The organism is Mycobacterium toneyamaense (assembly GCF_055384815.1).
On the sequence record NZ_AP040333.1, the window covers coordinates 751,496 to 770,703 of the forward strand.

The 19,208-nt window shown below is 64.7% G+C and carries 17 protein-coding genes; 10 read left to right on the forward strand and 7 right to left on the reverse strand.

The window, feature by feature from the left end:
* Positions 1–22: 22 nt before the first annotated feature.
* The 5 genes from ACZ5IQ_RS03585 to ACZ5IQ_RS03605 all read left to right on the forward strand — a co-directional run bounded on the left by ACZ5IQ_RS03585 (position 23) and on the right by ACZ5IQ_RS03605 (position 4,395).
* A complete protein-coding gene (locus tag ACZ5IQ_RS03585; RefSeq protein WP_464481413.1) occupies positions 23–2,410 on the forward strand; it encodes an HAD-IC family P-type ATPase in 2,388 nt (795 codons plus the stop codon).
* 49 nt (positions 2,411–2,459) lie between these two features.
* Complete coding sequence (locus ACZ5IQ_RS03590) at positions 2,460–2,672, forward strand: antitoxin (RefSeq protein ID WP_212813150.1); 213 nt, start codon at positions 2,460–2,462, stop codon at positions 2,670–2,672.
* 2 nt (positions 2,673–2,674) lie between these two features.
* Entirely contained in the window at positions 2,675–3,112 is a 438-nt protein-coding gene (locus tag ACZ5IQ_RS03595) for a type II toxin-antitoxin system Rv0910 family toxin (protein WP_212813148.1), read from the forward strand.
* A gap of 144 nt (positions 3,113–3,256) precedes the next feature.
* Entirely contained in the window at positions 3,257–4,027 is a 771-nt protein-coding gene (locus ACZ5IQ_RS03600; protein WP_406802172.1) for a VOC family protein, read from the forward strand.
* A 107-nt stretch (positions 4,028–4,134) separates the two neighbouring features.
* Positions 4,135–4,395, forward strand: coding sequence for a hypothetical protein (locus tag ACZ5IQ_RS03605; protein ID WP_212813138.1), 261 nt, complete (start codon positions 4,135–4,137; stop codon positions 4,393–4,395).
* Positions 4,396–4,402: 7 nt separating this feature from the next.
* Here the strand turns inward: ACZ5IQ_RS03605 and ACZ5IQ_RS03610 are convergent, their stop codons facing one another.
* Together ACZ5IQ_RS03610 and ACZ5IQ_RS03615 are read right to left on the reverse strand one after the other, a co-directional pair.
* Positions 4,403–6,082 (reverse strand): NAD-binding protein, encoded by a 1,680-nt coding sequence (locus ACZ5IQ_RS03610; RefSeq protein WP_406775874.1) that lies wholly within the window; start codon positions 6,080–6,082, stop codon positions 4,403–4,405.
* A 5-nt stretch (positions 6,083–6,087) separates the two neighbouring features.
* Positions 6,088–6,528: a cupin domain-containing protein gene (locus ACZ5IQ_RS03615; RefSeq protein WP_406775875.1), complete on the reverse strand. Its 441-nt coding sequence runs from the start codon at positions 6,526–6,528 to the stop codon at positions 6,088–6,090.
* 62 nt (positions 6,529–6,590) lie between these two features.
* Between ACZ5IQ_RS03615 and ACZ5IQ_RS03620 the strand changes: the two genes are divergently transcribed.
* The 3 genes from ACZ5IQ_RS03620 to ACZ5IQ_RS03630 all read left to right on the forward strand — a co-directional run bounded on the left by ACZ5IQ_RS03620 (position 6,591) and on the right by ACZ5IQ_RS03630 (position 8,272).
* Positions 6,591–7,001, forward strand: coding sequence for a hypothetical protein (locus ACZ5IQ_RS03620; RefSeq protein WP_226520670.1), 411 nt, complete (start codon positions 6,591–6,593; stop codon positions 6,999–7,001).
* The gene (locus ACZ5IQ_RS03625) at positions 6,998–7,588 is read left to right on the forward strand and encodes a GNAT family N-acetyltransferase (protein WP_318986755.1); all 591 of its coding nucleotides are present in this window, start codon (positions 6,998–7,000) and stop codon (positions 7,586–7,588) included. The genes ACZ5IQ_RS03620 and ACZ5IQ_RS03625 overlap by 4 nt, the downstream gene beginning before the upstream one ends.
* Positions 7,589–7,735: 147 nt before the next feature.
* A complete protein-coding gene (locus ACZ5IQ_RS03630; protein WP_406775876.1) occupies positions 7,736–8,272 on the forward strand; it encodes a CHAP domain-containing protein in 537 nt (178 codons plus the stop codon).
* Between the two features lie 5 nt (positions 8,273–8,277).
* On the opposite strand, the gene ACZ5IQ_RS03635 is transcribed toward ACZ5IQ_RS03630, so the two are convergent.
* Positions 8,278–9,330 (reverse strand): class I SAM-dependent methyltransferase, encoded by a 1,053-nt coding sequence (locus ACZ5IQ_RS03635; RefSeq protein WP_406775877.1) that lies wholly within the window; start codon positions 9,328–9,330, stop codon positions 8,278–8,280.
* A 211-nt stretch (positions 9,331–9,541) separates the two neighbouring features.
* Here ACZ5IQ_RS03635 and ACZ5IQ_RS03640 point away from each other — a divergent pair, with 211 nt between their 5' ends.
* Positions 9,542–11,380, forward strand: a complete 1,839-nt coding sequence (locus tag ACZ5IQ_RS03640) for an SLC13 family permease (protein WP_464480828.1) — start codon at positions 9,542–9,544, stop codon at positions 11,378–11,380.
* A gap of 1,044 nt (positions 11,381–12,424) precedes the next feature.
* Here ACZ5IQ_RS03640 and istB read toward each other — a convergent pair.
* Both istB and istA read right to left on the reverse strand, forming a co-directional pair.
* Positions 12,425–13,180: an IS21-like element helper ATPase IstB gene (istB, locus tag ACZ5IQ_RS03645; RefSeq protein WP_074360265.1), complete on the reverse strand. Its 756-nt coding sequence runs from the start codon at positions 13,178–13,180 to the stop codon at positions 12,425–12,427.
* 54 nt (positions 13,181–13,234) lie between these two features.
* Positions 13,235–14,779, reverse strand: coding sequence for an IS21 family transposase (gene istA / locus ACZ5IQ_RS03650; RefSeq protein WP_109558051.1), 1,545 nt, complete (start codon positions 14,777–14,779; stop codon positions 13,235–13,237).
* Between the two features lie 273 nt (positions 14,780–15,052).
* Between istA and ACZ5IQ_RS03655 the strand changes: the two genes are divergently transcribed.
* Positions 15,053–16,323 (forward strand): IS3 family transposase gene (locus tag ACZ5IQ_RS03655; RefSeq protein ID WP_135356434.1). Its coding sequence is split into 2 segments (ribosomal slippage): positions 15,053–15,326 and positions 15,326–16,323, totalling 1,272 coding nucleotides; the frame shifts between segments, so codons are not numbered across the junction.
* Positions 16,324–16,777: 454 nt separating this feature from the next.
* Here ACZ5IQ_RS03655 and ACZ5IQ_RS03660 read toward each other — a convergent pair.
* Positions 16,778–17,794, reverse strand: a complete 1,017-nt coding sequence (locus ACZ5IQ_RS03660) for a HEPN domain-containing protein (RefSeq protein WP_464480829.1) — start codon at positions 17,792–17,794, stop codon at positions 16,778–16,780.
* 11 nt (positions 17,795–17,805) lie between these two features.
* Entirely contained in the window at positions 17,806–19,104 is a 1,299-nt protein-coding gene (locus ACZ5IQ_RS03665) for a DUF262 domain-containing protein (RefSeq protein WP_464481414.1), read from the reverse strand.
* Positions 19,105–19,208: the final 104 nt, after the last annotated feature.

Consider the following 19,208-nt stretch of genomic DNA (forward strand, 5'->3'; position numbering starts at 1 on the left):
TGTCGACGATCCGGAACGCAGCGTGACGACGGATCTCAGCGGTCTGTCGGATGCCGACGTCGCCCAGCGCGTCGCCGCCGGCCAGACCAACGACGTCCCGACGCGGGCGGCCCGCAGCGTCTCGGAGATCATCCGCGCCAACGTCTTCACCCGGATCAACGCGATCCTCGGGACGCTGTTCCTGATCGTGCTGGCGACGGGCTCGGTGATCAACGGGCTGTTCGGGCTGCTGATCGTCGCGAACAGTGCCATCGGCATCATCCAGGAGCTGCGGGCCAAACAGACGCTCGACCGGTTGGCGATCGTCGGGCAGGCAAAACCGTTGGTGCGCAGGCAGTCCGGCACAGCGGAGCGCCCGGCCGGCGAGGTGGTGCTCGACGACGTCATCGAACTCGGTCCCGGTGATCAGATCGTGGTCGACGGAATCGTGCTGGAAGCGGCCAACCTCGAGGTCGACGAGTCGCTGCTCACCGGTGAGGCCGACCCCATCGACAAGGGCACCGGTGACGCCGTCATGTCGGGCAGCTTCGTCGTCGCCGGGAGTGGTTCCTACCGTGCGACCAAAGTCGGCCGCGCGGCATACGCCGCCCAATTGGCCGCCGAGGCAAGCAAATTCACCCTGGTGAAGTCTGAGCTGCGCAGCGGCATCAACACCATCCTGCGGTTCATCACCTACCTGCTGTGGCCGGCCGGTGCGCTGATCATCTACACCCAGCTGTTCACCGTCACGGGCGTGGGCTGGAAGGAGTCGGTACTGCGGACGGTCGGCGCCCTGGTGCCGATGGTGCCCGAAGGCCTGGTGCTGATGACGTCGCTGGCGTTCGCCGTCGGCGTGGTGCGGCTGGGCCGGCGGCAGTGCCTGGTGCAGGAGTTGCCGGCCATCGAAGGCCTGGCCCGTGTCGACGTGGTGTGCGCCGACAAGACCGGAACGCTGACCGAAAACGGTATGCGGGTAAGCGATCTGAGCACCTTCACGGCCGACGACGCGGCGTCGGTGCTGGCGCAGATGGCGGCCGACGACGTCCGGCCCAACGCCAGCATGGCCGCCATCGCCGAGGCGTACAAACTGCCGCCGGGCTGGACCCAGACCGCGAACGCGCCGTTCAAATCGGCGACGAAGTGGAGCGGGGTGTCCTACGGCGAGCACGGCAACTGGGTGCTCGGCGCGCCCGACGTCCTGCTCGCGGCCGGTTCACCCGAAGCCGAGCAGGCCGAACAGATCGGCGCCCAGGGCCTGCGGGTGCTGCTGCTCGGCTCGTCGGACCGCCCCGTCGACGCACCCGACGCGCCCGGTGAGGTGACCCCCGCGGCGCTGGTGACGCTGGAGCAGCGCGTCCGACCCGACGCCGGGGAGACGCTGGAGTACTTTGCGCAGCAACATGTCTCGGTGAAGGTGATCTCCGGTGACAACGCGGTGTCGGTGGGTGCGGTGGCCGGATCACTCGGCCTGCACGGCGAGACGCTGGACGCCCGCCGGCTCCCGGACGATCCCGAGCAGCTGGCCGAAACCGTCAGCGAATACACCACGTTCGGCCGCGTCCGCCCGGACCAGAAGCGCGCCATGGTGCATGCCCTGCAATCCCGCGGCCACACCGTCGCGATGACCGGCGACGGCGTCAACGACGTCCTGGCGCTCAAGGACGCCGACATCGGCGTCGCGATGGGATCGGGCAGCTCGGCGACGCGCGCCGTCGCGCAGATCGTCCTGCTGGACAACAAGTTCGCCACCCTGCCGTACGTGGTGGGGGAGGGCCGCCGGGTCATCGGCAACATCGAGCGCGTCTCGAACCTGTTCCTCACCAAGACGGTCTACTCGGTGCTGTTGGCGGTTCTGGTGGGCCTGGCGGGTCTGTCCGCCAGGTTCTTCGGCACCGAGCCGGTGCTGTATCCGTTCCAGCCCATTCACGTCACCATCGCGGCGTGGTTCACCATCGGCATTCCGGCGTTCATCCTGTCGTTGGCGCCGAACAATGAACGCGCACACCACGGTTTCGTGCGCCGGGTGATGACGGCCGCGCTGCCGTCGGGCCTGGTGGTGGGCGCCGCGACGTTCGCCTCCTACCTGCTGGCGTATCACGGGAAGTACGCGGACGCGGTCGAGCAGAACCAGGCGTCCACCGCGGCGCTGATCACGCTGCTGGTGTCGGCGGTGTGGGTGCTGGCTGTGGTGGCACGGCCGTACCAGTGGTGGCGCGTCGCGCTGGTCGCCGCGTCGGCGTTGGCATATGTGGTGATTTTTTCGATTCCTTGGGCGCAGCAACAGTTCATGCTCGATCCGTCGAACCTGGCGCTGACCTCGGCGGCCGTCGGAATCGGGCTGGTGGGCGCCGGTGTGATCGAGGTGTTGTGGTGGCTGCAGGGCCGCTGGCTGGGCGAGCCGCGACGGTTGTGGCGAACCGAAGAGCAATGAAGAATGAGGACGTTCACCGGACAATCCGGCAATAGATAGGGTGGGAATCATGGGATTTCTGGACAAGGTGAAGGACTTGGCGGCGCAGAACGCCGACAAGGTCGAAGCCGCTATCGAGAAGGTCGGCGACATCGTCGACGAGAAGACCGAAGGCAAGTTCAAGGGCGCTGTCGACAGCGCACAGGAAGCGGCGAAGAAGGCCGTCGCAGGAGACCAGCCTGCTGCTGAGGCTCCTGCCGAGGGGACGCAAGAACAGCAGTAGTCATGGCAAAACTCGCAAGTTCCATCGAAGTACCGCTGTCGCCCGAAAAGGCCTGGGAGGCAGCGTCGGACCTCTCCCGGTATGACGACTGGCTGTCCATCCACCGGATGTGGCGCAGCCCGTTGCCCGAGACCCTGGGGAAGGGCACGCAGATCTCGTCCGTCGTCGAGGTCAAGGGCATGCTGAACCGGGTCGACTGGACCATCGTGCACTACAACCCGCCGGGATCGTTGACCCTCAACGGCGTCGGCAAGGGTGGGGTCCGGGTCAAGTTGATGGCCAAGATCACGCCGGCCGGCGACGGTTCGAACGTGGCGTTCGACATCCACCTCGGTGGCCCGGCCCTGTTCGGCCCCATCGGCATGGTGGTGGCGGCTGCACTGCGGTCCGACATCCACCAGTCACTGGAGAAGTTCAAGGCGCTGTTCGCGTCGGTGTAGGCCCGTCAGAAAAGGTGGCGAGAATTCTCGAATTCTCGCCACCTTTTTCATGTCGGCTTTCTTGTCGACGCCGCCGCGATGAGTTTTCGGCGGGGTGCTTGTCTGTATCGGTGACCACCCAGTCACTCGTCTAGGGAGAACACCATGGCCACTCGTACCGCAACCCCACTGGGCGCGCCCATCTGGATCGACCTCGCCACCTCGGATGTGGCCGGCGCCCAGGGGTTTTACCGCACCGTGCTGGGCTGGGACTACGAAAACCCGGGACCCGACTACGGGGGCTACATCAACGCCCGGCGCGACGGCCGCTACGTCGGCGGCATGATGGCGAGCGACCCCGCGTGGAACGCCCCCGACGCGTGGACCGTGTACCTGCACACCGCTGACATCCAGGCCACCATCGACGCTGCCGTCGCCGCCGGCGCCACCAACTGCATCCCCGCCATGGAGGTGCCCGAGAAGGGCTGGATGGCCATGCTGACCGACCCGACGGGCGCCTTCTTCGGCCTGTGGCAGCCGACCGGGCACCAGGGCTTCGAGGCGTACGAGGAGGCCGGCGCCCCGGTGTGGTTCCAGCTGACCACGACCGACTTCGCCAAGGCCACCGAGTTCTACACGACGGTGTTCGGCTGGGAGCTGCAGGTCGAGGCCGACAGCCCCGAGTTCCGATACAGCAACGCCATCTTCGACGGCGAGCCGCTGATCGGCGTCATGGACGGCTCCGTCATTCCCGGCCTGGACCGTTCCACGTGGAACGTCTTCCTCGGCAGCGACGACGTCGACAAGACCATCGAACTGATCACCGCCAACGGCGGCTCCGTGGTGCGCGCCGCCGAGGACACCCCGTACGGCCGGCTGGCGGCCGTCACCGACCCGACGGGCGCGGCGTTCAACCTGTCGTCGCTGAAGGACTGAGCGGCGAGCCTGAGCTTGTGTCCGAAGATCCCGCGGATTCTCGGACACAAGCTCATTTTCGGCGCAAAAAACTGTCCCGATCCGGCCCGCTCGGTGCTCCTACCGATATGAACATCCACTGGCGGCACCAGCACCCCGCGACTATCACCGATGGGCCGACCTACGAGATCGTCGACCAGCTCCACGATCGTCACGCCGTAGGCGTCACGGCGGACCGCTTGGCGGCGACGGTCGCGGGCTGGCTCGCCGAACTGGATGTGCAGAGCCCATTGACCGAGGAACTGGCCCGCGCGACGCAGCGCGGTGACTGGCCCACCACCCACGCCATCTGCGACCAGCTGTCCATCGACCTGATGATCGCGGCCTGACGTGGCGCTACGGCGTCCGCTGACCGGTCAGCAGCGTCTCGATCAGTTCGCGGTACGGACCGACCAGATACGCGGTGTCGCCGGCGCACAGTTGGGCGTCGCGCCGCGGTCGCGGCAGCGTGGTGCCCGCCCGCGCGATGGCGATGACCCGAATCTGCGTCGGCACCTCCGCCATCCGCATCCCGTCGAGCGCGCTGCCCGCGTCGATGTGGACACCGCCCACCAAGAACGACTGCTGGCCCATCGAGAAGGTGCCCAACACCTGTAGCCCCATCGCCGCGCCGACGAACCACGGGGCCGCCAGCTCGACGGTCGACCGGACGTGCGCGAAGCCGAAGCGCCCCGCCACCGCCGCTCCGAGGGTGCGGTCGTAGATCCGCAGCACCAGTGGGACGTCGGGCCGGTCGATCTCCGGCAGCACCCGGGGACTGAGCATCTCGCGCAGCACGATGCCGGTCTCGATGTTGACCATGTCGTCCTGCGTCAGCACCGCGATGGCGCGCGCCCGGTCCAGGCGGGCGAGCTCGAGGGTCTGGCGCAGGGTCGCGTCGCCGAAGATCACCGGGACATCCAGCTGGGCGGCCTGGGCCAGGAACCGGTTGGTCTCGTCCCGTTCGATGACGGCGACGTCGTAGCCGGCCGCAACCAGGTCGCTGACCACCCGGATACCGAACGAGCCGAGGCCCACCACGACGATGTGGTTGCGCAGGTGCTGCACCCGCCGGCGCCCCGACGAGTTGCCGAGCCGACGGGACAGCAGCGCGTCGGCGACGAACGCGACCAGGATCGCGGTGGTGGTGACGCCGGCGAACATGAGCCCAATGCCCCACAGCCGCAACCAGGTTGGTTGATGCATGAAGCTGAAATCGCCGTAGCCGACCGTCGCGATGGTCTCGGTCGAGAAGTACAGCGCATCGATCCAGCTCATGCCGGCCGGGTTGTGATACGCGAAGCGCAGCAGCACCGTCGACCCGAGCAGCAGCGACATCGACGTGCCCAGGGCCCACCAGAAGATGGGGTTGATGTCGTCGCGCAGGACGCGCAGCGTGTCGATCACGCGCCGCGGCCATGGGCGGTGGGTTCGGTTGCTCAGCGGACGCGGCACCGTGATGCCGGCGTCCGCGAGTTCGTCGGCGGTGCCGATCACGGCGGTCCAGTCGCCGGCGCGCACCTCGAAATCCCTACCGGGGCAAGGCGTCACCTCGCCAGGCGCGTCCGAGTTCTCCCCGCGGACGACGGCGACGGGCGCCAGGTCACCGAACATCTCCCGCAGTGTGGCGTCGCGCGGGGCGTCGGTGCCGGAGATGACGTAGTCCACGCCGGCCACCGAGATGGTGTGGGTGGTGCGGGCCAGGCAGGCCTCGACGACCGACGGCGCGGCCAGGTCGGCGACGTCGAGAACTGCGCCCGGTCCGTTGTCCTGCGCCACCGCGGCGCGCAGCACGCTGTTGGCCAGCCGGGTCACCACCCGGACTGTGGGGTTGAGTTCCCTTGCCAGCAGCGCGATTTCGAGGTTGACGGCGTCGTCGTCGCCGGCGCACACGATGGCGGCGGCGCTGGTGACGATGGCCGCCTTGAGGCCGGCGGGTTCGTGGATCGTCACGACGGTGGCACCCGCCGCCTGCAGACCCTCGGCGATCCGGTTGGCCAGCGCGTCGGTGCCGCAGACGATGACGTGCCCCTGCATGTGCCCTACTGACCAACCAGCGCGAAGTCGGCGAAGTCGAAGCCGGGCACCACGACACAGCTCACCAGGGTGGGCTCGTCGTCACGGGGGCGCGCCCGCTGCCAGTGCCCCGGCGGGACCAGCGCCTGTGGCCGTTCGCCCGCCGCGACGTCCGCCCCGAGCAGCACGGTGTCCGCGGTCGCCTGCTCCGGCCCGACCTCCAGCACCAGCGGACTGCCGCGGTGGAACAGCCACAGCTCGGCGCTGTGCACGGTGTGCCAGGCGGACTGCTGCCCGGGCATCAGCAGGAACAGGATCGCGGTCCCGGCGCTGCGCGGGCCGGAATACTGCGCGGGCAGCGCGGATTGGGGGACGGTCAGGTCGCTGCGCCAGGTCTCGCGGTACCAGCCGCCTTCCGGATGCGGCGACAGGTCGAGCTGCCGCGCCCAATCGGGGAGATCGGTCATGGCACTTGAGGCTACGGCTGATCAGCTGCGTCGGCCTGCCGGACGGTCTATACGCTCTTGTCATGGAACGGTTGCGGCCCGCCTGGATCGTCGCGCTGTGCGCGTTGGTGCTGTTGGTCAGTGCCTGGTTGCCGTGGCTGTCGAGCCCGGCGGGGCACGCGAACGCCATCGGCGGGAAGGTCGGGCACATCACTGTTCCGCCACCGGGTTTCGGTGTCGGGCAGCTGATGGTCCTGTTGTCCTCATGCCTGCTCGTGGCGGCCACGATGGCCGCGCGCCGGCTCTCGTCGCGCGCGGCTTCCGTTGTGGCCCTGGTGCTTTCGGCCGGGCTGGCGGCGCTCGGGGTCTGGTATCACGTGCTGTACGTGCACAGCCCGGTGGTCGCGTCGTACGGGCTGTACATCGGTCTGGTGTCGGCGGTGCTGGCGATCGTGCTGTCGGTGCTGGCCTCCGTCGTCGCCTGGCGGTCGTGATGGGATTCGTCGAGCCCGTCGTGCTGACGGGGCAGCGGTGGGTGACGCTGGAGCCGCTCACCACCGATCACATCCCCGAGATCGCCGCGGCCGCCGCCGATGAAGACCTGGGCCGGTTGTGGTTCACGTCCGCGCCCTCGCCGGCGACGGCAGCGGAATGGGTGCAGGCCCGGTTGGCGGTGCAGCATCCAGATACCGGGCTGACGTTCGTCGTGCGCGCGCTCGACGGCCGGCTCATCGGGTCGTCCAGCTATCTCAATGTGGACGGTCCCAACCGGCGCCTGGAGATCGGCGCCACCTGGTACGTGGAGTCGGTTCGGCGGACCGGCGTGAATACCGAAGCCAAGCTGCTGCTGCTCTGGCACGCTTTTGAAGCGCTCGACTGTATAGCAGTGGAGCTGCGAACCCACTTCTTCAACTCGGCGAGTCGCGCGGCAATTGAGCGGCTCGGAGCCAAGCTCGACGGGGTACTGCGCTCACATCAGTTGCTCAGTGACGGCTCCCGCCGGGACACCGTGGTGTATTCGATCCTCGATGTCGAATGGCCCGCGGTGCGCAACAACCTGCAATTCCGCCTGAACCGGTAACTGACCGCGGCCCTGTGATCAGCATGTCTTGAGCAAAACTTGACAGTTTGCCAAGCTATGTTTTTGAATTCGTGTCTAATCGTGACCGAATTGTGATTTGATCCAAGCATCGGTTCGTTCGCTTGATCGGGGGGACGGATGTACGCAATGAGCTTCAAGTCGTATGCGGGTGTCATGCTCGCGGCCGCTCTGATCGCGGGCGCGGGGGTGGCGGCGGCGCCCCCGAGCAACGCCGACTCGGCGTCGTACGTCGACCCCATGTCCTACGGTCAGCAGACCGGTCAGCCCGCCGGCCAGCAGTACGCCGGCCCCGCCCGGACCATGGGCGCGGTACAGGCCTCGAACTCCGGCTGGCCGGGCCAGTGCACGTGGGGTGCGCTGCAGATGGCCTTCCAGAACGTGGGCTACTACCCGGACATCCACGGCAACGCCAAGGTCTGGGCGGACGCGGCACGGTCCCGCGGCTGGACGGTCGTGGACGAACCGCAGGCCCGGTCCATCGCGGTGTACCCCGCCGAACTGCCCGGGGTGAGCCAGTACGGCCACGTGGCCTGGGTGAATTCGGTGTCCGGCCGCTGGATCAACATCACCGAGATGAACAACGAGTCCCACGGCGGGCCGTTCGCCTGGTGGACCCGCGACACCCAGCACATCCCCGGGATGAGCTACATCCTGATTCCCTGACGCCGTTACGGCCGCGCTTCGAAGACGAGGTTGAACGGCGTCTCGGTGGCACGCCGGAACCGCGTGAAGCCGCTCTTGTCGACGACGACGTCGCGCAGCCTGGCCTCGCCGGCCTGCGCGCCGAGCGCCGGCCCGTTGCGGGCGAGTGACACCGGGACACAGATTTGCGATGACGCGCCGTACATCATGCGGCCGATCGGATTCATGTTGTCCTGCACGTGATCCCCGGCGAACGGCTCGACGATCATCGCGATGCCGTCGTCGTTGAGCGCGGCCCGGGTGTGCCGCATGGCGCCGACCGGATCGCCCATGTCGTGCAGGCAGTCGAAGAACGCGATCAGGTCAAAACCGTTGTCCGCGTAGCTTGTTGCATCGGCGACCTCGAAGCGCGCGTTCGTCACCCCGGCTTCCGCCGCGCGTTCGGTCGCGACGTGTATCGACTCGGGGTGGTAGTCATAACCGATGAACGTCGAGTTCGGATAGGTCTTCGCCATCAGGATCGTGCTGACGCCGTGGCCGCAGCCGACGTCGGCCGCCTTGGCACCGGACTCGAGGCGTTCGATCGCGCCGTCCAGTGCCGGCAGCCAGGAGCCGACGAGTTCGGCGTTGTAGCCGGCGCGGAAGAATCGCTCCGTGCCGGCGAACAGGCACGGATGGTGCTCGCCCCATTCCAGGCCGGCGCCGGTTTTGAAGTTCTCGGTCGTGCGGTCGAGGACGTGGAACACCGCTTCGACGATGTTGTAGGCGCCGGGGATGTCGACGGGACCGTTCGGATCAGCGAGGCAGGCGGCCTGCTCCGGGCTCATCGACCACATGCCGCTGTCCGGATCGAACTGGACGTAGCCGCCGGCGGCCTGGTTGGCCAGCCACTCGCGCACGTACCGCTCCACGGTGCCGGTCTTCTCGGCCAGCTGCGTGGCCGTGAGCGGCCCAGCCGCCAGGGCCTTGTACAGCCCGAGCCGGTCCCCGATCAGGACCAGGCCGGCACTGATCGCGGCACCCATGTCGCCGATCGCCATGCCGAGAAATTGGTTCAGCTTGTCTTCGTCCACAGGCATGTCTGGACCTCCAGAAATGTGGTTGCCAGATTGACTGTACGACTGCGGAAATTCCTGAACAATGCGTAGTTTTTCGACGGTCGAATGCGTGCTGGGGCAATAGCGTGGCGGCGACGTGCGCTCCGGATTCGGGGCATCTCCGACCGATCCGTGGCGGCGAATGTTATTGATCAAGGGTGTTCGTATCGGTCGGCGTCGTTCAGGTTCGCCAGTGACTCATCAGATGTGGATCGTCGTCGGCATCCTGGCCGGCGCCATCGGCCTGTTCGTGTGGGGCCGTCCGCGCGCCGACATCGTCGGGGTACTGGTCGTCGTCGCCTTGATGAGCACCGGCGTGCTGACGCCGACCGAGGCGCTGGCCGGCTTCGGTTCGCCCGTGGTGATTCTATTGGCCGGCATATTCATCGTCAGCGCGGGCTTGGTCAACACCGGGATCACGCAGCGGCTCGGTGAGTTCGTCGTCAAGGTCGGCGGCCGCAGCGAGTCGCGGCTGGTCGCGCTGATCATGGTCCTGTCGGCCGGTATCGGGTCGGTCATGAACTCGTCGGCGATCGTCTCGATGCTGATCCCCGTGGTGCTGACGGTCACGGCCGCAACGGGTTTGAACCGCAAACGCATGCTCATGCCCTTGTGCGTCGCCGTCATGATCAGCGGCATGATGACGTCGATCGCGTCGTCGCCGAACATCATCATCGAGGGCATCCTCAGCCAGCGCGGCATCACGCCGACGCTCGGCTTCTTCGGCTTCACGCCGTTCGGTGTCGTCACGCTCGCGGTCAGTCTTGTTTTCATGCTCCTGGTCGGGCGTAACCTCTTGAGCCGCAACCGGACCGGAGTGGCCGACGCACAGCAACCCTCCACCTTCGACGTCATCGCGTCCTACGGGCTGCGGCCCCGCTGGCACCTGCTGCACGTATCCGCTGACTCACCACTGGTGGGGCAATCGGTTGCGGCGCAACGCCAACCGCTGCGCGAGCGTTACGGCCTCGATCTTCTCGGCTTCGAGAAGCACACCCGCGGCCCGGCGCAATACCTGTCGGCGCGGCCGGAAACCGTCTTCGAGGCAGGCGATCTGGTCTTCACGCTCGTCGATGAACAGCAGACCGCCGCGGTGGCGGCCGACCTGCGCTGTCAGGTCACCGGCCCGCGCGCCGACGACGAGCGCCGCGAAGTGCTGCAGAACGTCGGGGTGGCCGAGGTGATGCTCGCGCCCGAGTCGAAGTCGATCGGTATGACGCTCGGTGACCTCGATCTGGCCGCCGCTCACAACGTGACCGTCCTGGCGGTCCGGCACCGCGGTCAGAACATCACCGAGAACCTTGCGAGCCGCACGCTCGACTTCGGCGACGCGATGCTGGTGGGTGGCAACTGGGACGACATCGAGCGGCTCAGCGATTCGCGCCGGAACTTCATCCTGCTGAACCTGCCCGCCGAATACGAACAGCGGCTGGTGGCGCCGGGCCGGGGCCGTGCCGCGGTGCTCATCCTCATCGCCATGGTCACGTGCATGGCGTTCGGCTGGCTGCCCAGCGCCGACGCGGCGCTGCTCGGTGCGCTCGCCATGGTCGGAGCGGGGTGCGTCCGCGTCGACAGCATCTACCGGCTGATCAGCTGGAGCACCCTGGTCCTGATCGCGGGGATGCTGCCGTTGGCCACGGCGCTGGCCAAGACCGGCACGACGACGCTGATCGCTCATCACCTGGTCGACACTCTGGGCGATCTCGGGCCGACCGGCATGCTCGCGGTGGTGTTCCTGGTGACCGCGGTGGTTGCCCTGTTCATCTCGAACTCGGCGACCGCCGTGCTCATCGCGCCGGTGGCCATCGAAGCGGCCCAGGCATTGCACGTCTCGCCGCAGGGGTTCGCGATGACGGTCGCGATCGCCTGCTCCGCCGCGTTCGTGACGCCCGTGTCGTCGCCGACCAACATGCTCGTGATGGAACCCGGCGGCTACCGGTTCTCGGACTACGCGAAAGTCGGTGTGCCGCTGCTGGCGCTGACCATGGTGATCACGGTGGTCATGGCTCGGCTGATCTACCTGCCGGGCTAGCGTCCTACGCCGAGCGTGGCGGCTGGCGAGGCGACACGCGACGTGGAATCTCGGCAAGCGACACGCTCGACGGGCGAAGAGCGCCTCCTGCAGGACGTGGTTGACAGACCTACTTGGTCTGGCTGAACGAAGCGTCGTGGCCGTTCCAGCGTGGCTACGTGCGTGTGGAATCCGAGTAGCGGACAGCCATTGCTACCCGACTGTGTTCCGGGAGCTTCCTGACGAACTCGGCGATCTGAGGTGCGCTCTGAGATGCGACGGCTCAACGGTGACGACGGTGCGCCGTCAGCGGCAATACGCGCTCCGAAATGGCGCAGCCCTGCGCGGTACATTTGGGCGAAAGCTACAGCTGATCACGTGATATCGATAGAGGTATGTTCACCGCCGCGTTGTTCGACCCCCCCGACGCGTCCAGTCCAATTCGAGAACGCCGGGCGGGAGTGGGGGCCTTCGTATGACAAGCCGTGTCCCTGTGGGTCTGGCGTTCCTGCCGCAGGTTGCCACGCAGCGAGGGCAACTGGACGCTGGTTTCTTCCTCCGTATACGCCGCTGTTAACGGATGCTCCAACTTGCTACAGGCACGACCGTTGCTATGCCGGTTTCACAAGTGATTGCTCCACCCGGATATCCAAAGAACACTGGCTGAGCGCCGGCATCCTGAGACTGTTCGGTGAAGGCAAGACAGTTCGGGTCGGCGGACTTCCGTGGCTGAAAGGGCCGGCACAAGACGTTTCAATCAAAAATCTGTCGTCCAACATCTTGTGCGAACGCCACAACTCGGCATTGGCAAGACTCGATAGAACCGCCACACAGGTTTCGGCCGTGCTGGATCGTTATCGACTGGACCATATGCGGCGCCCTGACATGCGAGAGAGCGAGTTCGACCTCCACAGCGGGGAAGAGCTCGAACGCTGGCTCCTCAAGCTAATCTGGGGTGCCGGTGCAGCCAACTGTCGTCGGTCACGTAATTCCCCAGGGGTTGCTGTCACGTAATTCCCCAGGTGTGGGCCTCGTGTTGGTCTTACCGGTCGGGGCGGGCGTTGTCTAGGTGGTGGTGCGGCCGGGTCGTTTCCGGGGTCGGTAGCTGGGTCCGTCCATGAGGACTTGGTGGCTGGTGTTGATCAGTCGGTCGAGTAGGGATTCGGCCACGACGGGGTTGGGGAACAGCGGGTACCAGTCTTTGGGGGCGCGGTTGCTGGTCAGGATGAGGGGTTTGCCAGCGATGGCCCGGTCGGAGACCAGATCGTAGAGATCGTCGGATTGGGTGGTGGTGTGCTCACGCATCGCGAAGTCATCGACGATCAGTACCAGGGGCCGGGTGTACTCGCGCATGCGCTGGCCGATGGTGCGGTCGGCGTGTCCGCCGGCAAGGTCGGCGAGCATGCGGGCGCATTTGACGAAGCGGATGTCCCCGCCGCGGCGGGCTACGTGATGTCCGAGTGCTTGTGCCACATGGGTTTTGCCGACGCCGACGGGGCCGTAGAGGATGACTGATTCGCCGGCGTCGAGCCAGCGCAGGGCGGCCAGGTCGCGCAGCATCGCGGCGGGCAGTTTCGGGTTGGCGGTGAAGTCGAAGTCTTCGAAGGTGGCCTGTTCTTCGAACTTGGCGCGGCGCAATCGCCGTGTGAGAGCGGCGGATTCGCGGCGGGCGATCTCGTCTTGACAGAGGGCTTGCAGGAATTCGAGGTGGCCGAGGCCGCCGTCGCGGGTTTGGGCGAGCCGGGCATCGAGGGTGTCGAGCATGCCGGACAGTTTCAGGGTGCGCAGCGCGGTGCGTAGCGCCGGATCACAGATAGACATGGTGGGCTTCCTTTGAAGGTTGATTATGTTGCAGCAGTGTGGAATTGGTGACGATCAGGCGATGATGCCGGTATCGGTGCCGAACTGGTCGGGGCCACGCAGAAACGCCCCCGCCGCGCCGGTGCTGGCGGGCGGTTCGTCGCCGGCGTGTTCGGTGCCGGCGGCCAGGATGCCTTTGATGGTGCGGTAGGACGGGTCACCGACGGCGATGGCGCGGGCGCACGCGGCCTCCAACCGGTCGCAGCCGTGTTTGTCGCGCAGCCCGAGCACTCCTTGCGCGGCGCGCAGATGGTGGATGGCGTTGTCGGCCATGAACGCGGCGATCACCGCGACGCAGGCCGGGCCGACCAGTTCGGCGGTGCGCCGGCACCAGGTCGGGGTTTTCATCGCGAACGCGACCTTCTCCGGCGGGTAATGGGCGAAGTCGGTCGAGCGCCCCGATGGGCGGCGCACGTGGATGGCCACCACCGCATCGGCGTGAAAGACCTGTACCACGTCGCCGGCGGTGCGGGCATGCAGGCGTTGCCCGATCAGCCGCCACGGCACCGAGTACAACGCCTTGCCGACCTTGAGGTGCGCGTCGGTGCCGACGGTGCCGATCGACCAGGTGGACAGTTCAAATACTCTGGGCGGCAACCCGATCAACGCGCTGGCTTCGATCGCTTCAAACACCCGCAACGGCGGCGCGCCCTCCAGTGCCCGACACGACCTCGCCCCGGCCACCTCGATGCTCCAGCGCTGGGCGTCGGTTTGCATCGCGGGCAGCCCGTCGAACTGGCGGCCGCGCCAGAACGAATCCCGGATGTATTGCATGGGCCGTTCGACGCGGGGTTTGTCTTTGGGTTTGAACGCCCGCGCCGGGTCGATCAGGGTGCCGTAGTGGGTGGCCAGCTCGGCATAGGCGCGGTTGATCTTCGGGTCATACAGGTCGGGTTTGTCCACCCCGGTCTTGAGGTTGTCACACACCAACCGGGCCGGGACCCCGCCGAAGAACTCGAACGCCGCGACATGGCAAGCGCACCAGGTGGTTTGGTCCATCCGGATCACCGGGCGCACGAACAGGTGCCGCGAACACGCCAACACCATCACGAACGCCCACACCGCCACCCGGCGGCCCACCGCGGGATCGAACCACATGCCCAGGCGACCGTAGTCGATCTGCGCTTCACTGCCCGGCTCGACCGGCCCGCGCGGCACGGTCACCTTCGCTCGTGCCACCTCTTCCGCGAAATGTGTTGCGATCCAACGCCGAACCGAGGACTCCGACACCGCTACCGCATGCTCGTCCCGCAACCGCTGAGCGATCGTGGCGATCGTGACATCGGCATCGAGCCAGGTCTTGATCTGGTCCCGGTGCGGTTCGATCAGCGGCCAGGTCAGCGCCCGCGCCGCAGGATCGGACAGTTCCGGGAACCACCCGCCGATCAGCTCCGACCACTGTGGCGCGGTCAGCGGCTCCGTACCCGGGCCGATACCCGCCGCGACCGCCGGAGCCAAATATTTGCGGACGGTCTTGCGGTCAATGCCCAGCGACTCCGATAACTGGACCTGCGAACGGCCCGCGTGCCAGTGGGTGAACAACTCGACCAAATCGAGCATCACGATACTTCTCCTCGCCATCAGCGCCCTTCCATCCACCATCAGATGGATGCAGAGCGAACCGGTAAACGAGGCCCACACCAGGCAGACACACCGCCCAGGGTGGGGAATTACGTGACAGCCAGGGTGGGGAATTACGTGACGGACAACCCCTCAAACCTGGGGAAATACGTGACCGCTGACAGCCAACAGTCAACTTGCAGGAAATGTTCAGGAGCGTGAACCGCCCCGGGTTTGATGCACACCTTCTTTCGAGGGAAGGTAATTCGCATCATGCCGAAGAAGTACGACGAGGAGTTCAAGGCCCGGGCGGTGCGGTTGGTCGCTGACCATGCCGACGAATACGACACCCGCACGGCCTGCATCACTGCGGTCGCCAAGCGGTTGGGAGTTTCGTACGAATCGCTGCGACGATGGGTCGCCCAGGGCGAGGTCGATGCCGGGGATCGTGCCGGGGTGCCCAGCGATACCGCACGGGAGTTGCGCGAGCTCAAACGCAAGAACAAGGAGCTTGAGGAAACGATCGAAATCCTCAAGGCGGCAACAAGTTTCTTCGCGCGGGAGAGCGACCCGCGACGCCGCTGATCTGTGCGTTCATCGCCGAGCATCGTGCTCGGTTCGGGGTCGCTTCGATCTGCCGCGTGCTGTCCGAGCATGGCTGCCAGATCGCCCCGAGAACCTTCTACGCCTGGCTCACCAGGCCCCCGTCCGCGCGGGCCTTGTGGGACACCGTGATCACGCAGGTGCTGGCCGGCTACTACGAACCTGACCGGGCGGGCCGGCGTAAACCGGAGTCGTTGTACGGCGCGGTCAAGATGTGGGCTCACCTGCAGCGCCAGGGCATCGAAGTGGCCCGTTGCACCGTCGAACGGTTGATGCGGGCCAACGGGTGGCGTGGGGTCACCCGGCGCAAGAGGGTCCGCACCACCATCGCTGACCCGGCGGCCGGGCGGGCACCGGACTTGGTGGACCGCCAGTTCCGCGTACCGGCACCCAACAAACTGCTGGTGGCCGATTTCACCTACGTCCGATTGTCGTCAGGAGTGTTCGTTTACACCGCGTTCGCCATCGACGCGTACGCCGGGCGGATCGTGGGCTGGACCTGCTCGGCCGGCAAGAGCGATGCATTCGTTCGGCGGGCGATCCGCCACGCCGCCGAACTCCGGCGTCGTGAAGGTAATCCGTTGTCCGGCAGAACTATTCACCACTCCGATGCGGGGTCTCAATACACGTCGGTGAAGTTCGGGGAAACCCTCGCACTATCGGGGTTGGTGGCATCGATCGGATCGGTCGGCGACGCCTACGATAACGCTCTGGCCGAAACCACGATCGGGCTCTACAAGCACGAAGCCATCCGCGATGACTCCCCGTTCCGGCATGGCCCGCTGCACCGGCTGACCGACGTGGAACTGCTCACCGCCGACTGGGTGAACTGGTACAACACCGACCGGCTCATGCATCGCCTGGGCCGCATCCCACCCGTCGAGTACGAGGCCGTCTACTACGCTACGAACACAGCCCAATCCGCGGCTGCACACCCATAAACCGGTGTGCATCAAACTCGGGGCGGTTCAGCGCAGACTGCAAAAAATACTGGCCGATTACCTATTTCGGGGCGGGTTGCTTCCTAGTCGCTGGGGTCTTTATATCACGGGGATTCCCGAAGGAATTGCGGTCAATCCTGAGGTCGCTGTGGAAATACGCTCAGATAGGGCTTCGAACGGTGATTTGCTCGCTGTAACAGCAGTTATAGGCGCCGTTGCATTTACGTTCGCCTTTGGCAGGCTGACTACCGACCTTCGGAGCGGCGCTTTTGCGATACATCGCCCGTCTGCAGTTTGTCTTTACTCCACGCTGTCTCCGGCGGTTAAAGTGCTCGCTCTAAGTTGGGATTACGCAAGACTTAAACGAGCTGAAGCTGCAAAATTGAGATTAAAAGGCGCTAGGTACGTGCCGTGAGACCAGCTGCGGACTCGCGCCAGTGAACGCTGGTTGAAACTACGGACCGCGATCACCAAATATAGCTAGAGGCAATGGGATTAAGTCTTCGGTCGGGTTTCGCCAGTGTTGAAGATTCGCTTTCTTGGGCATCGTAAATTCAAGCAGCAATCCAGCTTCGTCGCCGGCCGTCGCACGTGGGACCGATTCGTTATCGAGTTGAATCTCGATAACCCTGCCCCATCGCGCTTTGTTGGAGTATGAGGCCCAAACGATGTCGCCAACCGCGATGTCTTCGCGAAGTTCTAATATTGCAACACGACCACCTTTGTAAAGGTTCGACGGTATGCCCAGTGTGACGCTTTCGCCAGTCTTCATCGTAGTCGAAAGGATACGCGTCGCGAGGCTAGCGACTAATGCCAGGCATATAACGTCGATATAGGCGACCTTCTCCAGCATGCGTTCGGGCGAGAGAATGTCATCGGGAATTCCACGGTGCGCTACTTCATTTCGCCTCTCGACTAATTCTTTGAGTTCTAAGTCGATTATCTCGGCGATTGCTTTCCCGGAGGCACCTGGTGCCGCGAACCATTTTTCGACGGCATCTGAAGCAGCGATACCTCGGAGCAAATCACCGGCAGCCCAATTAAACATCCCGTTCAATGTGTCCCAGCGCAGATTCGAGTTGTGGAGCGATAGCACCTCTAGCCGGAGGTCGTACGCCATTGAATCATCGAGGCAAGACGCTAGACTTTTGGCCACGTCCAATTCGGTGACGTCCTGATACCTGCCGGTTCCTAGGCTTTGGGTTAGCAAGGACGAAGCATTCGATACGTACCGCTTCCGGAGCTTCTCGACTTCGGTCGCGGCTAAGTGAGTCGGGTGGCTCAGAAGAATCTGAGTAAAGCGGAATGCGATACGTTCTGCGAAATGCTCAAATGAGGCGTAAAGGGTTGAGACGCATGCGACATACGCAAACCTACGCTGATCAAGTGTAGGTGTGTCCCCGGCTAGAGCAGTGAGGTAGCGCCTTATGCGCTCAAGATCGGCGGACAGTTCTCGGTAATGCAGCAACATCGATAGCGGGCTTAAATCCGCTTCAGCGCAGTACTCAATGCTGCGAGGGCGTACTCGTTTCGATGGTTCGCGTCGGCTGCGTTTGTCTTCCGTCCGCCGAAAGCGTCTGCGTGTGCAACGTACATCTCCGCAACGGCGGAGTTTACGACATCCGGCGCGGCCAGTAATGCGGCACGCTGCTCATCGCTGAGCGCAGAACTCGCGTACATGAGCGCGTCGAACGATATCTTACTAAAGTGTCGAGTGCTTCCACTTGCCTGAAACGCCTTAGCTCCCGCCATTGTATACCAAAACTTTATGTTGTCTGTGAATAGGCGCTTGTATTTGGCCAAGGTCTCGGCATCGAAATGGTTGCCCTTCATCAGGAAGTCGTCGAGAAACTCGCGAAGCTTGTTGAGTCCTTGAGAGAAGTTCTTAAAATGACGGTAGGCGAAGAAACGTAAGACAATTTCTACATCTTCCATTTCTTTGTACATCTTCTTGCCGAGGTTGGTGACTGTCTTAGAGTCGCTATTCTCGGCTGCGCCTACTGTCGACGGGATGCCGTCATCCTCCGCGCCGTCATCAATGGAGTCGTCACCTTCGCTGAACTCGGGCGGAGTCTCAGCGTCTCCGTCGGGAGTGCCCAGCATCTCCTTAAACTCAGGAATTTGGGATAGCTCCAAGCAAAGAGCGTTGAGCGGACCATTGAGTATAGCGTTGCGAGTTTCCTGTCCGCTGAGTCGTACGCCACCCGAATTTAGGCGCTCGAAAACCAGCTTCTTTAGGAATGCCGCTTGTTCCCCAGATGCGCCCGTCTCATTGAGCAGGATTATCGATGACAGGTATCGCCTGTCGATGCCGTTCCTGATTGACGTCGGCAATCTTTCATAGGTGCGTCCGTTTAGTTCCGGCCAGTATTGAAGGCCGGATAGTTCGAGCGAGTTTGCATAGAACTCAATCAGGGCGCTAAGGCGTTGCCGCCCATCCATAACTTCGTACCGGGCAAGCTCGTTCTCGTAAAGAAAAATCGGAGGTACCGGAACATTCATTAGGAATGACTCGATCAACCGTGACTTCCGTGTGTTGTCCCAACGGTGCCGGCGTTGATATTCCGGGTCGCGGTTGTAGGTGTACTCAGTTGCACCCGACTCTGTTTGAGAGGTGCCCGTGAACATCGAGTAGATCTGGTTAAGCGGATACCTTGCCTGCTCGGTCACGATCCGGACGCCCTCAGTGACATACCTTGCGTTCAGTTCGGCGTCGCTAGGCTCCTTCGCCGGTTTAGGTTCGGGCTGCTCGATTACCTCGCCTGGTAGCAGCTCGACCACCAAGGTCGGCCCACGGTCCTCAGGTTCCACTACGCGTGTCGGCCTCTCTATGCCTTTGCACATTCTGTGGGACGGAGCCTACCTGCGGAGTGGCTCCAGGGGAC

What these genes read in the sequence shown, in the direction of transcription:
- ACZ5IQ_RS03590 (WP_212813150.1), top strand. Translation starts at nt 2,460, where the DNA reads ATGGGATTTCTGGACAAGGTGAAGGACTTGGCGGCGCAGAACGCCGAC.
- ACZ5IQ_RS03595 (WP_212813148.1), top strand. Translation starts at nt 2,675, where the DNA reads ATGGCAAAACTCGCAAGTTCCATCGAAGTACCGCTGTCGCCCGAAAAG.
- ACZ5IQ_RS03600 (WP_406802172.1), top strand. Translation starts at nt 3,257, where the DNA reads ATGGCCACTCGTACCGCAACCCCACTGGGCGCGCCCATCTGGATCGAC.
- ACZ5IQ_RS03605 (WP_212813138.1), top strand. Translation starts at nt 4,135, where the DNA reads ATGAACATCCACTGGCGGCACCAGCACCCCGCGACTATCACCGATGGG.
- ACZ5IQ_RS03610 (WP_406775874.1), bottom strand. Translation starts at nt 6,082, where the DNA reads ATGCAGGGGCACGTCATCGTCTGCGGCACCGACGCGCTGGCCAACCGG.
- ACZ5IQ_RS03615 (WP_406775875.1), bottom strand. Translation starts at nt 6,528, where the DNA reads ATGACCGATCTCCCCGATTGGGCGCGGCAGCTCGACCTGTCGCCGCAT.
- ACZ5IQ_RS03620 (WP_226520670.1), top strand. Translation starts at nt 6,591, where the DNA reads ATGGAACGGTTGCGGCCCGCCTGGATCGTCGCGCTGTGCGCGTTGGTG.
- ACZ5IQ_RS03630 (WP_406775876.1), top strand. Translation starts at nt 7,736, where the DNA reads ATGAGCTTCAAGTCGTATGCGGGTGTCATGCTCGCGGCCGCTCTGATC.
- ACZ5IQ_RS03635 (WP_406775877.1), bottom strand. Translation starts at nt 9,330, where the DNA reads ATGCCTGTGGACGAAGACAAGCTGAACCAATTTCTCGGCATGGCGATC.
- istB (WP_074360265.1), bottom strand. Translation starts at nt 13,180, where the DNA reads ATGTCTATCTGTGATCCGGCGCTACGCACCGCGCTGCGCACCCTGAAA.
- istA (WP_109558051.1), bottom strand. Translation starts at nt 14,779, where the DNA reads ATGCTCGATTTGGTCGAGTTGTTCACCCACTGGCACGCGGGCCGTTCG.
- ACZ5IQ_RS03660 (WP_464480829.1), bottom strand. Translation starts at nt 17,794, where the DNA reads ATGTTGCTGCATTACCGAGAACTGTCCGCCGATCTTGAGCGCATAAGG.